This window comes from Gillisia hiemivivida (genome assembly GCF_007997295.1).
Lineage (GTDB): Bacteria > Bacteroidota > Bacteroidia > Flavobacteriales > Flavobacteriaceae > Gillisia > Gillisia hiemivivida.
In genome coordinates this window covers 510,131-525,729 of record NZ_VORY01000001.1, presented here as the reverse complement: position 1 = coordinate 525,729, position 15,599 = coordinate 510,131, and the positions used below count along the sequence as shown (strand labels likewise).

Sequence of the window (15,599 nt, the reverse complement as noted above, 5' to 3'; positions counted from 1 at the left end):
TATAAAAGGATAAGGTCCTATCTATCGGTCGATATATCTTATGATTATCTAGCCATCGGTTGACTCTTACCCCCTTTCACTTATATCTGTAAAACTAGAAATTTATTCCAAATGCAAACATAGGAGCCATTGGATTATTTCAGTATTCTTTAATCTCTTCCTAAATAAATACTTACAAAATAAAGCAAGGTTGCTAAAGAACCAATTGCAGCAACTACATAAGTTCTAGCTGCCCATTTCAAAGAATCTTCTGCTGCATCGTGTTCTACTGCGGTTAACATATTTTCAGTTTCCAACCACACCAAAGCTCTTTTACTTGCATCATATTCTACAGGTAAGGTTACAAAACTAAACAAGGTTCCCATCCCAAAAAGAATAATTCCAATTAATAATACAGTACTTCCTAAAGAAGTCATTGCCATTAACACCAGTCCACCCATGATCACCCATGTAGAAAGTTTAGACGCTACACTTACAATTGGCACAAGCTGGCTACGCATTCCTAACCAGCTATATGCCTGCGCGTGCTGTATCGCGTGTCCACACTCGTGAGCTGCAACTGCCGCGGCCGCTGCATTTCGTTGCGTATAAACACCTTCACTTAAATTGACGGTTTTTTTCTGTGGGTTGTAATGATCTGATAACATTCCAGGAGTAGAAATTACTTTCACATCGGTTATTCCATTATCAGAAAGCATTTTTTCAGCGATCTCTTTTCCGCTCATTCCGTTTTGAAGATGAACTTTCGAGTACTTTTTAAATTTGCTTTTTAATTTGTTGCTCACATACCAACTCACGGCAAATATGAGTCCTGCAATTATATAATATCCTATCATTTCTTTTTAATTTGTTGTTTTTTACAATTCAAATATAACAAAAACCCGGCCATTTTCATGTGTGTCAGTTCTTAGGGAGAAATGGCTAGAAGCCCAGTATTATCAACTTCAGCAAGATTACAAACTTAAAATTACCCTAAATATCAAAGCTTAATTACAATAGGGCGCCAGAGATTCTTTGCAATTTAAGATATTGTCTATATTTGCACCATTCATCTATAAACAGGATATGCACTACAAAAGAATTCTTCTTAAATTATCAGGCGAATCATTAATGGGCGAAAGACAGTACGGGATAGATCCTGACCGTTTGGCCGAATATGCACAGGAAATAAAAACTGTGATAGATAAAGGTGTTGAGATTGCCATTGTCATAGGAGGTGGAAATATTTTTAGAGGCGTTGCCGGCGCAAGTAAAGGAATGGACAGAGTACAAGGAGATCATATGGGAATGCTTGCAACTGTTATTAATGGACTTGCATTACAAGGATCCTTGGAAGATGCAGGCATACAAACAAGATTACAATCTGCCATCCAAATAAATGAAGTTGCAGAACCTTTTATAAGAAGAAGAGCAATTCGTCACTTAGAAAAAGGGCGTGTTGTAATTTTTGGTGGAGGTACAGGAAATCCATATTTCACTACAGATTCTGCTGCCGTTCTTAGAGCAATAGAGATCCATGCAGACGTTATATTGAAAGGAACCAGAGTAGATGGTATTTATACCGCAGACCCTGAAAAAGATAAAGAAGCTACAAAATTCGATTTTATCACTTTCGATGACGTAATTCGCAAAGGTTTAAAAGTGATGGATACAACAGCATTTACACTTAGCCAGGAGAATGAATTACCAATAATTGTATTCGATATGAATACCAAGGGGAATCTGTTAAAAGTGGTTACAGGTGAGACTATTGGAACTAAAGTAAATTTATAAGTAAAATCAATAACCTCGAGGCAAGCCCGCCTGAATGTTTCGGGCAGGCCTCGGGGAATTAAACCCTCAATGAGGGATTAAAAAATACAAACTTTTTTAAGTTAATTGTTGCCAAGTGCACAAGAAAAGAAATTTGAAAACTAATTTTTAAAAATCGAGGCATCCCGATAGCTGTCGGGTTGGAGAATTAAACACTTATTGAGGTATTAAAGTTTAAATAATATGAACGAAGATTTAAAATTTATTCTAGAGAGTACAGAAGAGAACATGCACAATGCTATTAAGCATTTAGAGAAACAGTTTCTTAATATTCGTGCTGGAAAAGCAACTCCTGCCATGCTTGGAAGTGTAATGGTAGAATATTATGGTAGCATGACTCCTTTAGCACAAGTTGCAAACATCAACACGCCAGATGCGAGAACACTTACTATCCAGCCATACGAGAAAAGCTCGATAACTGCCATTGAAAAAGGGATCATGTTCGCTAATCTTGGCTTTAATCCTATGAACAATGGTGAAAGTGTTATCATTAGCGTTCCGCCTTTAACTGAAGAAAGACGTAAAGAACTGGTTAAGCAAGCAAAAGCTGAAGCTGAAGAAGCTAAGATCGGGATTAGAAATGACAGAAAAGTTGCTAATAACGATATCAAGAAATTAGAGATCTCTGAAGATGAAACTAAAATTGCTGAAGAAAATATTCAGACTTTAACAGACACTCATATTAAAAAAGTAGATGCTAGTTTAGATGTTAAAGAAAAAGAAATCATGACGATCTAAACCTAAGATCCTCTTAAAATATATCAAAATCGGCTTTAGAATATTATATTTGGTTTAACCTAAGTATTATAAATATTTTAAAGCCGATTTTTTTAGGTCAACTAGCCTTAGGAATGATAAATCTATGCGAACACTACTTACCCTAGCTTTATTTATTATTTCATATTCTAGCCTTATCGGTCAAAACACTATTAATGGCCAGGTAATAAATTCTGAAAATGGTGATCCTCTAGCCTATGCTACCATAAAGATTTCAGAAAAAAAACAAACTCTTACCAATATAGACGGAAGCTTTAGTTTACAATTAACTGCACAAGACTCTATTTTGAAAGTTTCTTACATTGGTTTTTCCAGTAAAGAAATTGAAGTCACTAAGTTTTCAGATTTCTACATTATAAAACTGCAGCCATTTACTGAAGACCTTTCGGCTGTGATGTTGTATTCTGAAGAAAGCCCTACAGATAAAATTATTCGTAAAGCGATAGAAAGAAAAGATGACAATGACCCGGAGAAGGCTTTGAATAGCTTTCAATATAAAAGCTACAACAAATTTATTATAGATAATGATGCTTCAGGTATTAGTACCCAAACTGATACTTCTAATATCGAAATTAGGACGATCATCAATCAAGGTCGAGCCTATCTTTCAGAAAAAACTGCAACTCACTTATTTATTAAACCCAATAAGAGAAAAGAATTAGTAGAAGGCATCAAGACGGCAGGTTTTAACAAGCCAGTTTACGATGTATTGGCTTTAAAAGCAGAACCTCTTTCTCTTTACAAGAACAACTATCAATTATTTGATACAGATTATGCAGGCCCTCTTGCAAATGGGGCATTCAATAATTATTCTTATAAAATATTAGACACTACAAGCGTAGAAGGAAGACCTTCTTATATGATCTACTTTAAACCGAAAAGGGAAAAGAAAGTCGCAGGATTAGAAGGTGTTTTATACATAGACACCACGAGCTATGCTATTCAAAAAGCAACCGCACAACTGCTTGGTGCGGTAAATTTAGTGATAGATCATAACTATAATTATTATGATGACCAAGATTTGTGGTTCCCCAGCGGTCAAACCATCACATTAAAACCTGGTACAGGAGGTAAAGATATTTCTGTATTTGGCGGAAGTATTTCTTTAGGAACAGTGCAGCGTAAAAAATCTATTTTAAATACGGTTATTGGATCTGGAGAAGTGGAATCGGGTTTGTTTTTGGAATCCACTACAGTGAATTACGATGTTCAGTTCAACCAAGAAGTTTCCTTTCCAAAATATGCAGCCACTATAAATGTATTAAAAGATGCAAATGAAAAGTCTGTTAATTACTGGGAAGCCAAACGACAAATTCCTTTTACAATAAAAGATGAGCTTACTTCTCAAAAAGTTGACAGTATAATAAGAACTCGAAACATAGAGTCTAAGATCAGATTTAAAAAAGCGATTTCCAATGGTAGTTTACCTGCCGGAATGTGGGATTTCGATATCAGTAAATTTTTTAAATTCAACAATTACGAAGGGATTCGGCTAGGAGCTGGAGGAACAACTAATGCTGATTTTTCTGAAAAAATAAGACTACATGGTTATCTAGTTTATGGTTTTAAAGATGCAAAGTTCAAATATGGAATTGGTGCAGGAAAGTTGCTAAGAAAACGTAGCGACACTTGGTTAGATATTGAATATAGCGATGATATTAGTGAAGTAGGAGCCTATAAATATTTGAAAAGTGTCAATGATTTCTCCATCCTAGAACCCCGATTTGCAAACATTACTTTTTACTACAAGTATAAAGCACTACAAGCTGGACTCACCCATAGGTTCACTCCAAAACTAGCGACAGAATGGGTGATTAATAAAAGTGATATCTCACAAATAGGAGATTATGGTTTTGTAAATAGTAATCAACTATATACAGATTACACCATTACAGAAGCCACACTCGGTTTCTTATATCGTCCTTTTAGTACATTTTTGAATACCCCAGAAAGCAACCAGGTAATTAACAAAGGATATCCACAGTTCACAGGGCAGGTATCAAAAAGTTTTTCGAATATTTTAGGGGGAGATTTTGATTTCACCAAAGTTGGATTAAAAGTAGAATATCAAGTAAATAGGCTGGATCTTTCTAACACTCAATTTACATTAGAGGGAAATTATGCTTTTGGAGATATCCCGCTTACACATGCATTTCACGCCTTCCCGAACAATCCTAATAAAGCAGAAATCTTAAATAGATTCTCCATAGCAGGAAAGATCAGTTTTGAAACGATGTACTTTAATGAGTTTTTTAGTGATCGCCAAGCTGCGCTGCACATTAGACATCAGTTTCGTCCAATAAGAATTACCGATACTTACAAACCCGAACTGGCTCTTCTTAATAGATTTATAATTGGAAACTTTAATAATATTGAGGCGCATCAAAATATCGAATTCAATTCCTTAAAGCACGGTTATTCTGAAGCCGGCTTAGAACTCAACAAACTGCTTGGTGGTTTTGGGCTTAGTTTCGCCTACAGGTACGGCGCCTATCACCTACCAACCTTCAAAGAAAATTTCTCCTTTAAGTTTACCCTGAACCTAAAAATTTAGAAATTAGAATACTTGCTTAAAACCAGATCAAGAACCTCAGGACAAGCCATTCCGAAAGTTGAGGGAAGGCTCATAAGCGATATCTTGATAATAATCAGGATGGAAAATACTTTTGAAAATTCGAGGCCTCGCGACAGCTATCGGGACGAGAATTAAACCCTCAATAAGTGTTTAATACCAAGGCTTTTCTTAACTTTGCCCGCGCTCAAAAAACAGGCATGTCAAAAATTTTTAGTTTTGGATTTTGGAATTCCATCGCTCGGGTTATTCTTAGGAATAGGCTCGTTATTATTGCTATTATTATTGGTATTACCATATTTCTTGCCTTACAATGGCAAAATATGCGATTTTCTTATACCGAGGCAAATCTTTTGCCAGACGATCACGAGATAAACATCACCTATAATAGTTTTCTAGACAAATTTGGGGAAGAAGGGAACATTATAGTTCTTGCGGTAAACGATTCCACCCTTTTTACTCCTGAAAAATTCAATGCCTGGAATAAACTTTCAGAAAAATTACAAACTTATCCCGAATTAGAAAGTGTAATTTCTCTTGGCAACTTAAAGAAATTACAAAAATTCGATGACCCTAAGAGGTTTGAGATGGTTCCGTTACTCAAAAAGGGAAAATTGGATAGTACTCAAGTTGCTGGGTATAAAGATGAGATTTTTAATAAACTGCCTTTCTACGATAATCTGGTTTATAGCAATAATACCAATACCGTACAAACAGCACTTTATATTAAAGAAGAAATAGTTAACTCCAAAGAACGAAAGATCTTTGTTATAGAGGAGTTGGGTCCGCTTATTAAGCAATTCGAGCTAGATAATGACATCAATGTATACGTGTCTGGGATGCCATACATAAGAACATTGAACTCACAAAACATCATAGACGAAATAGGTTTATTTATTGGGGGAGCGTTACTTGTAACCTCTTTGATCTTCTTCTTTTTCTTCAGATCTGTTAGAGCAACTTTAATCTCAATGGTTACCGTTCTTATTGGCGTAATGTGGGCCTTTGGGGTAATTGGTTTATTGCATTATGAGATCACTGTACTTACAGCTCTTATCCCTCCTCTTATCATTGTAATTGGAGTCCCCAATTGTATTTTCCTGATCAATAAATATCAGCTGGAGATCAAAAACCACGGAAATAAGGCAAAGTCCTTACAACGCGTTATCACCAAGGTCGGAAATGCAACCTTACTTACCAACCTAACAACTGCTTCTGGCTTTGCAACCTTTATACTTACAGACAGTAAGCTATTAAAGGAATTTGGTATTGTCGCCTCCATTAACATTATTGCCATTTTTATTTTAAGCCTGGTAATCATCCCGATTATCTATAGCTATATGTCTTTACCAAAAGACAAGCACCTAAAGCATCTCAACAAAAAATGGATCGGCGGATTTGTAGATTGGGTGGAACGTATGGTTCGTGATCATAGGATTGCTATCTATATTGCTTCCATTTCGTTATTAGTATTAAGCATTATAGGTATTTATACCATTAAGACCTCAGGAAGTTTGTTGGAGGATATGCCACAGGATGCAGCTTTTTTCAAAGATATCGAATTTTTTGAAGAAGAATTCAACGGAGTAATGCCATTGGAGATCTTAATAGACACTAAGAAGCCTAAAGGTGCACTAAAACTTTCCACTTTAAAGAAAATGGAAAGATTGGAGAATACTATAGATGAGGTTCCAGAATTATCTTCTCCCCTATCCCTGGTAAGACTCGCTAAATATTCTAAGCAGGCTTATTATAATGGGAATCCAAAGTATTACCAATTACCCACTTCTCAGGAACAAAACTTCATCGCTCCTTATTTAAAAGGAATTTCTTCTGAAGGTAATCTGTTAAATTCATATGTAGACACCACAGGGCGATATGCCAGAATGACTACATTTATGAAGGATATTGGCACAGAAGAAATGGAGCGAATTGAAACCGGCTTATGGCCTCAGATCAATAAAATATTTCCTCCAGATAGATATGATATCTCCCTTACCGGGAAAGCACTGATTTTCCAAAAAGGAACCACCTATTTAGTGAAAAACCTTATCATTTCACTCTCGCTTGCTATATTATTGATTGCATTATTAATGGCATGGATGTTCAGATCTTTCAGAATGATCCTCATCTCGCTAATACCTAACTTGTTACCATTAATTATAACCGCAGGAATGATGGGCTTTATAGGAATACCTATTAAACCGTCTACAATTCTAGTATTTAGTATTGCTTTCGGAATCTCGGTTGACGACACCATACATTTTCTGGCAAAATATAGGCAGGAATTAAAAGCAAACAACTGGAAGATCAAAAGATCTGTGTATGCTTCTTTAAGAGAAACTACAGTAAGTATGTTTTATACTTCTATAGTCTTGTTCTTCGGATTTTCAGTATTTATGATTAGTAGTTTCGGAGGTACCGTAGCCTTGGGAGGATTGGTTTCAGCAACTCTTTTATTTGCCATGTTATCTAACTTGTTGTTATTGCCATCGCTGTTGCTTTCTTTAGAAAAGAGTATTGCCAATAAAGAGATCTTAAAGGAACCTTCTATGCAGATTATCGAGAATGAGGACGATGATTTATCAGATGACGAAAATGATGATCAGATACCTCGAGCTTAGCTTAAGAATCAATGTTCGAAACATAATTAAAATTTCGAGTCATCCCGATAGCTATTTGGATGGAGAATAAAAACCTCAATGAGGGAAAATAAATATGGGGTTCTTGTTAAGCTAGCAAGGAAAAATTATCTTTGAATCCCTATAAAAATATATGTAAAATGATAAAAGCAAAAATTGCTGATTTATTAAACAGCGATCAATTCTTACAGGAGGTTGAAGTAAAAGGATGGGTACGATCTTTTAGAAGTAATAGATTTATAGCCGTAAATGATGGTTCTACCATAAATAACATACAATGTGTTATTGATTTTGAAAACACTCCAGAAGATGTTTTAAAACGAATTACTGTAGGAGCTGCTTTAATGATCAAAGGGACTTTAAAAGAAAGTTTGGGGAGCCAGCAAAGTGTTGAAGTAGAGGTAACTTCTTTAGAGATTCTTGGTGATGCCAATCCAGAAGAGGTGAAATTAACGATCTTGTCTCCAAAAAAACATAGCCTTGAAAAATTACGGGAACAAGCACATTTAAGGATTCGTACCAATACCTTTGGAGCGGTGATGCGTGTTCGTAGCAAGCTGTCTTTTGCGGTACATAGTTATTTTCAGCAGAATAATTTCCATTACGTGAACACTCCAATAATTACAGGTAGTGATGCCGAAGGTGCTGGAGAAATGTTCAAGGTAACTGGAATGGATTTGAATAATCCTGAAAGAGACGAAAAAGGGAATATAAATTATAAAGAAGATTTCTTCGGAAAAGAAACAAATCTTACCGTCTCTGGTCAATTAGAAGCTGAAACTTATGCAATGGGACTTGGCCAGGTATATACTTTTGGACCAACTTTTAGAGCAGAAAATTCTAATACTTCCAGGCATTTAGCAGAATTTTGGATGATAGAGCCAGAAGTTGCTTTTTGTGACCTGGATGGAAACATGGATCTTGCAGAAGATTTTATAAAATATGTGGTTTCTTATGTTCTGGAGAATTGTAAAGATGATCTTGAATTTCTTGAAAACAGATTGAAGGACGATGAAAAGACAAAACCAGCTGCAGAGCGAAGTGAACTAGACTTACTAGAAAAATTAAAATTCGTAACAGAGAATAATTTCAAAAGAGTAAGTTATACTGAAGCGATAGATATCTTAAAAAATTCTAAGCCGAACAAAAAGAAAAAATTCCAATACCCAATTGAAGAATGGGGAGCAGATCTTCAAAGTGAGCATGAACGCTTTTTAGTTGAAAAACACTTTAAATGCCCTGTGATCCTTTTTGATTATCCTGCAAATATCAAGGCTTTTTATATGCGTCTTAATGAAGACGGTAAAACAGTAAGAGCTATGGATATCCTATTTCCGGGGATTGGAGAAATTGTTGGAGGCTCGCAAAGAGAGGAACGTTTAGATGTTCTTAAAGAGAAAATGAAGGCCTTAGACATCGACGAAAAAGAACTTTGGTGGTATTTAGATACCCGTAAATTTGGAACTTGTGTTCACAGTGGTTTCGGACTTGGTTTCGAAAGGTTGGTTCTATTTGTAACCGGAATGACAAACATAAGAGATGTGATCCCTTTCCCTAGAACACCTCAAAATGCAGAATTTTAAAATTATATAATTGAAAATTATCGAATCGCATATTGTTCCTGCAGTCGCTTCCAAAATACGACTGCAGGAATACGCGGTTGGAATATTTAGAATGCTTCCTTCCAAAAGCGGACTCAAAAAAGCCATCAAAAAAGAAGAAATTCTTTTAAATGGAAAGATTGCTCAAACTTCAGATTGGATAGAGGAGCTCCAGCAAATAGATTATATTCAGAAAGAAGAAAAACAACTTAAAATCTTCCAACTTAAATTGGAAGTGGTTTTTGAAGATGAGTATTTGGCAATTATCAATAAGCCATCCGGATATCCAACAAGCGGAAATTATTTTAAAACAATAGAACACGCTCTCCCTTTCAACTTAAAACGCTCCCTTCTTCCCGATGCTTTGCCCTACCCCGTTCCTGTTCACAGACTCGATAATCCCACAAGTGGTCTATTGATCATTGCAAAAACAAAGTCGGCGCAACTGCAGTTGCATCAGGATTTCGAGGAAAAGAAGATCCATAAGACATATTTAGCATTGGTTACTGGTGAAACTCCAATACAAGCATCCATTCAAACCAGTATAGAGGGAAAAGAGGCTTTTACTACTTATAAAACGCTGAAATCCTTTCAACATGAAGAGCGTATTTATTCCTTACTAGAAGTTGCTCCAAAAACAGGGAGAACCCATCAAATAAGAATTCATCTCTCCACTTCTAGCTTTCCTATAGTAGGCGATAAATTATATAGTTCTGGCGAGGACCCCTTCAGAAAAAAAGGACTTTATCTCGCGGCAATAGGTTTAGATCTCCATCATCCTATAGAAAAAATTCCTCTAAAATTAGAACTAAAATTTCCTTCAAAATTCAGCAAGGCAGTTAGTTAGCTTCTCGAGAGCCATTCTTAACAAAATTTTACGAAAGCAATATGAATGCCAAAGCTACAATAGCATGCTTTTTGCTTATTTTTGTGTAAAGCGCAATTTATTACCTATGCTAAAGCAGCAATTAAATTTTAAATTATCTCAAAAGCTCTCCCCTCAGCAAATACAGTTGATGAAGCTTATCCAGTTGCCTACGCAGGCTTTCGAGCAGCGTATCAAGGAGGAATTAGAGGAAAATCCTGCGCTGGAAGATGGGAAAGAAGACCTAGATGCAGAATTCGATGATGAGTTTTCCAACGACGAATATGATAATGATGATAACGACACTATAGATGCGGATATTAATGTAGACGATTATCTAAGTGATGATGAGACTCCAAATTACAGACTTCAGGCAAATAACTATAGTGCAGATGATGAAGAAAAAAATGTGCCTTATGCCTCTGGCACTTCTTTCGCACAACATTTAAAAACGCAATTGAGCACCTTCAGACTAACTGACCTGGAACAGGAGATCTCTGATTTTCTTGTGGGTAGTGTAGATGAAAGTGGTTATATAAGAAGAACTTTACAAGATATAGTAGATGATCTTGCCTTTACCCAGAACGTTTATACCGATGAAGAATCGGTTGAAAAAGTTTTAAAGAAAGTTCAGGAATTAGATCCTGCAGGGGTTGGAGCACGTTCGCTTCAGGAGTGTTTACTAATACAATTGAAGCGCAAGCAAGCAACTAAAGAGGTTTCATTGGCGACAGACCTGCTTGATAAATCTTTCGATCACTTCAGCAAAAAACATTACAACAAATTACTTGCAAAGCATGATATTACTGAAGATGAACTTAGAGATGCGATAGATGTAATCGAGCATTTGAATCCGAAACCGGGTGGTGCTTTTTCTGGAAACTTAAGAATGGTGGAGCATGTAATTCCAGATTTTGCCATTAAAATTATTGATGGAGAATTGGAATTGACCTTGAATGGTAGAAATGCTCCAGAAATGCATATTTCTAATGATTACAGTAATATGCTTAAAGGCTATAAGGAGTCAAAAGAAAAAACAAAGTCGCAAAAGGACGCGGTGATGTTTATAAAACAAAAGTTGGACTCTGCGAAGTGGTTTATAGATGCAATTAAGCAGCGCCAGCAGACTTTAATGGTTACCATGAGTTCTATAATGAATTATCAAAAAGAATTCTTCCTTAGTGGAGATGAGCGTAATTTACGCCCTATGATCTTAAAGGATATTGCAGATGAGATTGGAATGGATGTTTCTACTGTATCTCGGGTTGCAAACAGTAAGTATGTAGATACTCCTTATGGAACCAAGCTTATTAAAGAGTTCTTTTCTGAATCTATGACGAACGACCAAGGAGAGGAAGTTTCTACCAGAGAGATCAAAAAGATCTTGGAAATATCTATTGATGAAGAAGATAAGCGCAAGCCTCTAACCGATGATAAACTTGCAAAGTTATTGCTAGAAAAAGGATACCCTATTGCAAGGAGAACAGTTGCAAAATATAGAGAACAACTGGATATTCCGGTAGCTCGAATGAGAAAAGAGATTTAATGAAGTTCTTGATTAGAAGCGCTTCCTATATTTTTCATCCTTTATGGATGCCTTTTGCTGGGAGTTTATTTTACTTTGTAGTTACTCCAAGATTTTTTCCTTTTTCACTTATACAAGCCAAATTATTAGCTATTGCAATTACCACTCTGTTCATTCCAGTAGTCTTTTATTTTCTTCTCAAAAATTTAGGCAAAGCCGAGTCTGTATTTCTTAAAGATGTTAGCCAACGTCGTTGGCCCTTATTTTTTTATAGTTTACTTATTGGCCTAAACCTCTATCAGATCTTAAATATTTACAATTACCCAGCATTATATTATTTTTTTGTGGGGATCTTGTTTTCAATAATCACAGCATTTATTCTAGCTTGGCTCAAATTAAAAATAAGCCTACATATGTTAGGTCTCTCGGGGATTTTTATGTTCGTATTAGCTCTTAGTATTTACTATAGACTAAATCTAATATACGTTATAGCCTTTTTAATAGCAGCCTTAGGGCTAACCGCAACTTCCAGATTACATTATAAAGCACATACTTGGTTAGAATTATTACTTGGGTTCTTTATTGGCTTTTTACCTCAATTAATAGTACTTAATTACTGGTTATAGAATATAGAACATCAAGCCAAGTTTAAAGGTCGTAATTCCCACTGGAGTGTTATTGAGTTGAGCATCCTTAAAGAAAGGATTTAAGCTATAATACACGTGAAAATTGAAAGTATTGTAACCAAAGGTAAAAGTAGTTCCTAACCGCAATCTATCCAGTTCTGGGACATCGGTTTGAATGACTTGATTAGAGTCTTGTCTATAATTAGACTTAAAATAATAAATATATCCCAATCTAAATCCTGTATATATTCTCCAGAATTTATAAGAGTCTGGAGTAGAAGTTCGCCATCTAAATTCTATGGGCACCTCCAACAGTTGAGTAGAAAATCTATTAAAGTCATAATCCACTTCTGGATCACTTAGATTTCTGAAGATCGTATTATTATTTTCATCTTCCCCAATAAACATTTCTTGACCATAGGAATTTAAGGACCATCCCAATCCAGCTCCTAAAGCTATATTCCGGCGTTTATTGAGAGGAAAATCCCTAATGAAACCAAGATGCAATCCCCCAGAAAAACCTGACTGAGCAACAGATTCTGGGAGATCACTTAAAAGATGAAACGTTAGGCCCACATAAAACTGATCTTCCCTGTATAAACTATCTATTGGTTTTAGAAGAGTATCTACAACAACCGTTTGCGAAAATGAAGGCCACAATGTGAAAAGGCCAAAAGCAAAAAATAAGAGTTTTTTCATTTTCAAAAGCTTAGTTCCCGTAAATATTCAGAAAGTTAAATATAAAAAAAACATCCCATCCGGTAGATCCAGATGGGATGTTTTATAAACAGTAATATAACAGGTATTACCTATTCTTAGCTACCTCTCCAATACGGGTTGTGTAGTTAATTTTAAGTGCTTCTGCTTTTCTTAATTCTTGTTTAATATCAGACACTAATCCCATATTGGTTTCAACATCTACTTTTAAAGCAGTTGTTAAATAAGGAATTAATTCTTCTCGTTTAGTCTCTCTTTCTGCGTAGATAAATTTCTGGATTTCGCTTACCGCTGCAAATTTATCGTTTAACTGAATTCGAGCTTCACTACCAGCTGTTTTTTGATATCTTTCGCTTGGCTTGCCTGCATAAATATAACTTACCAATTCCTTTCTATCCAACTTTTCTACTTGGTCTGCAAAGGGTAACTTATTTTCAATCATCAAAGTATTTTGACGCATTACAGTAGCCACCATAAAAAAGAAAAGTAACATAAAAACGATATCTGGCAATGAAGCCGTATTTACCGCTGGTAATTCACCACTCTTTTTCTTTTTAAATTTAGACATATCTAGATTGAATTAAAAATATTATACTAATCTATGAGCTTTTTGGTTCTGCTTCAGATAATAACTGAGGATACATTACCTTCACTTGATCTATCTGCGTTTCCATCTTCTTCTTATTTCCTCTGAAATTAGGATCATTGTACTTAGCTTCCATTTCAGTAAAATCCATACCAAACAACCTTTGCGATTCTCTATTTCTTAACTCATTGTATGCAGCAACCAGTTCGTTTTGTACAGAAATATAAGTTCTATATTCAGTTTTACGGTCGTTTACCAATGAGATAATAGCTTTCTTCGGATTATCTGATGCTTGTGGATCTCTAGCTCCTTGACAGTAACTACATCCATCTTCACCAACTCCTCCTCCATTATCTAAGAAGGCCTTAGCAGCTTCACGTAGTTCGCTCAGTTCCATTTTTTCATCTTCCACAAATAAATCGTTATTTCTATTAACGATTACAGTAAAGATGTTTTTCTGCTTAATAACTGGCGGCTCAACTTCCTCATCTTGAATAGGGGGCAATTTACGGCTGATTCCCCTATCGGTCTCGATTGTTGTAGTAACCAGGAAGAAAATTAATAGCAAGAATGCTATATCGGCCATAGAGCCGGCATTAACTTCTGGTGCTGATCTTTTAGCCATAATTTATTTTATTAGTTTTCTTATTCCGGAAAGTACCATAGCTCCAACCGCAATTGCTGCTAGAATATAAAACATCACTAATCCGGCACCAACCCAATGGTCTCCGCTTGCAGACAGTGTATCACCATCTTTAAGTTGAACTTCAGTTCCATCAGTTAAGACGTAAGCTATAACTACTACAAGTAAAAATGCTCCTACAGAGATTAATGTGTTCTTAACGTTTCCGGAGAACAAACCTTTAATTACGAAGAAACATACAATTAATATACAAATACCTAGTACAAGATAGCCAACCCACATCATAGGTTCTAGTAAACTATTTTGATCTGCCGCTGAGGCGGAAATAGCATCATCACCAGCTATAATAATTCTACCCAAAAGGATAAGACCTATTACACCAATAACAAGTGCTAAATATTTTAAAACTTTGTGTATGGTCATGATTTATTATTTCTTAGATTCTTTTTTTGTTTTTGTAATCAACCAACATGTCGATCAATAAGATAGAAGCATCTTCCATATCATTTACAATACTATCGATCTTAGCGATGATATAATTATAAAAAATCTGAAGAATAATAGCTACGATCAAACCAAATACAGTTGTAAGAAGTGCTACTTTAATACCACCTGCTACCAATGAAGGTTGCATATCTCCTGCTGCTTCAATTTTATCAAAGGCTTGGATCATCCCAATTACTGTACCCATGAATCCTAACATAGGAGCCAAAGCGATAAATAAAGATACCCAAGAAACATTCTTTTCAAGTTGTCCCATCTGTACACCACCGTAAGCAACAACAGCTTTCTCAGCCGCTTCAATACTTTCGTCTGCACGATCTAGTCCTTGGTAATATATAGAGGCAACCGGTCCGCTTGTGTTTCTACAAACTTCTTTAGCAGCTTCTACTCCGCCATTATTTAATGCATCTTCAACATCCTGAGCTAATTTCTTAGTGTTTGTTGTAGATAAATTTAAAAAGATAATTCTCTCAATGGCTATGGCCAAACCAAGAATTAAACATAAAAGTACGATACCCATAAATCCGGCACCACCTTCTATAAAACGCTTTTTAAGTTCTTGGTGAAAACCTAAATCTTCCTCTTCTGTGTCGAGGCTTGCTTCGTCATCCTGAACAATCGTCTGGATATTATCAGGTAAGATGTTTACATTAATTGTCGCATTAGCTTGTGCTGCTCCAAATAACATAATCGAAGCGATTACCAAAGTTGAAAATAATCTTTTCATTA

General features: G+C 35.7%; 14 protein-coding genes. 8 read left to right on the top strand and 6 right to left on the bottom strand.

The window, feature by feature from the left end; all coding sequences use genetic code 11:
* Positions 1 to 149: 149 nt before the first annotated feature.
* Entirely contained in the window at positions 150 to 836 is a 687-nt protein-coding gene (locus tag ES724_RS02245) for a zinc metallopeptidase (RefSeq protein ID WP_026837286.1), read from the bottom strand.
* A 229-nt stretch (positions 837 to 1,065) separates the two neighbouring features.
* Between ES724_RS02245 and pyrH the strand changes: the two genes are divergently transcribed.
* The 8 genes from pyrH to ES724_RS02205 all read left to right on the top strand — a co-directional run bounded on the left by pyrH (position 1,066) and on the right by ES724_RS02205 (position 12,420).
* Positions 1,066 to 1,773 carry a UMP kinase gene (gene pyrH, locus ES724_RS02240; protein ID WP_026837285.1) on the top strand — a complete coding sequence of 236 codons (708 nt, stop codon included), beginning with the start codon at positions 1,066 to 1,068 and terminating at the stop codon, positions 1,771 to 1,773.
* 222 nt (positions 1,774 to 1,995) lie between these two features.
* Positions 1,996 to 2,550: a ribosome recycling factor gene (frr, locus tag ES724_RS02235; protein WP_026837284.1), complete on the top strand. Its 555-nt coding sequence runs from the start codon at positions 1,996 to 1,998 to the stop codon at positions 2,548 to 2,550.
* A gap of 124 nt (positions 2,551 to 2,674) precedes the next feature.
* Positions 2,675 to 5,143, top strand: a complete 2,469-nt coding sequence (locus tag ES724_RS02230) for a DUF5686 family protein (RefSeq protein ID WP_146928949.1) — start codon at positions 2,675 to 2,677, stop codon at positions 5,141 to 5,143.
* A 218-nt stretch (positions 5,144 to 5,361) separates the two neighbouring features.
* Positions 5,362 to 7,785 (top strand): efflux RND transporter permease subunit, encoded by a 2,424-nt coding sequence (locus ES724_RS02225; RefSeq protein WP_146928946.1) that lies wholly within the window; start codon positions 5,362 to 5,364, stop codon positions 7,783 to 7,785.
* 158 nt (positions 7,786 to 7,943) lie between these two features.
* The gene (asnS, locus tag ES724_RS02220; RefSeq protein ID WP_146928943.1) at positions 7,944 to 9,386 is read left to right on the top strand and encodes an asparagine--tRNA ligase; all 1,443 of its coding nucleotides are present in this window, start codon (positions 7,944 to 7,946) and stop codon (positions 9,384 to 9,386) included.
* A 10-nt stretch (positions 9,387 to 9,396) separates the two neighbouring features.
* On the top strand, positions 9,397 to 10,251 hold the full coding sequence (locus tag ES724_RS02215) for an RluA family pseudouridine synthase (protein ID WP_146928940.1): 855 nt from the start codon (positions 9,397 to 9,399) through the stop codon (positions 10,249 to 10,251).
* 106 nt (positions 10,252 to 10,357) lie between these two features.
* Positions 10,358 to 11,815, top strand: a complete 1,458-nt coding sequence (gene rpoN / locus ES724_RS02210) for an RNA polymerase factor sigma-54 (protein WP_146928938.1) — start codon at positions 10,358 to 10,360, stop codon at positions 11,813 to 11,815.
* Positions 11,815 to 12,420 carry a hypothetical protein gene (locus ES724_RS02205; protein ID WP_146928935.1) on the top strand — a complete coding sequence of 202 codons (606 nt, stop codon included), beginning with the start codon at positions 11,815 to 11,817 and terminating at the stop codon, positions 12,418 to 12,420. The genes rpoN and ES724_RS02205 overlap by 1 nt, the downstream gene beginning before the upstream one ends.
* Here the strand turns inward: ES724_RS02205 and ES724_RS02200 are convergent.
* From ES724_RS02200 to ES724_RS02180, 5 genes are all read right to left on the bottom strand, one after another.
* Positions 12,415 to 13,119 (bottom strand): porin family protein, encoded by a 705-nt coding sequence (locus tag ES724_RS02200; protein ID WP_146928932.1) that lies wholly within the window; start codon positions 13,117 to 13,119, stop codon positions 12,415 to 12,417. The genes ES724_RS02205 and ES724_RS02200 overlap by 6 nt on opposite strands.
* Before the next feature lie 106 nt (positions 13,120 to 13,225).
* Entirely contained in the window at positions 13,226 to 13,705 is a 480-nt protein-coding gene (locus ES724_RS02195) for an ExbD/TolR family protein (RefSeq protein WP_146928929.1), read from the bottom strand.
* A 31-nt stretch (positions 13,706 to 13,736) separates the two neighbouring features.
* Positions 13,737 to 14,348: an ExbD/TolR family protein gene (locus ES724_RS02190; protein ID WP_146928926.1), complete on the bottom strand. Its 612-nt coding sequence runs from the start codon at positions 14,346 to 14,348 to the stop codon at positions 13,737 to 13,739.
* Between the two features lie 3 nt (positions 14,349 to 14,351).
* A complete protein-coding gene (locus ES724_RS02185; RefSeq protein WP_146928923.1) occupies positions 14,352 to 14,789 on the bottom strand; it encodes a hypothetical protein in 438 nt (145 codons plus the stop codon).
* Positions 14,790 to 14,802: 13 nt separating this feature from the next.
* Positions 14,803 to 15,597 carry a MotA/TolQ/ExbB proton channel family protein gene (locus ES724_RS02180; protein ID WP_034919787.1) on the bottom strand — a complete coding sequence of 265 codons (795 nt, stop codon included), beginning with the start codon at positions 15,595 to 15,597 and terminating at the stop codon, positions 14,803 to 14,805.
* Positions 15,598 to 15,599: the final 2 nt, after the last annotated feature.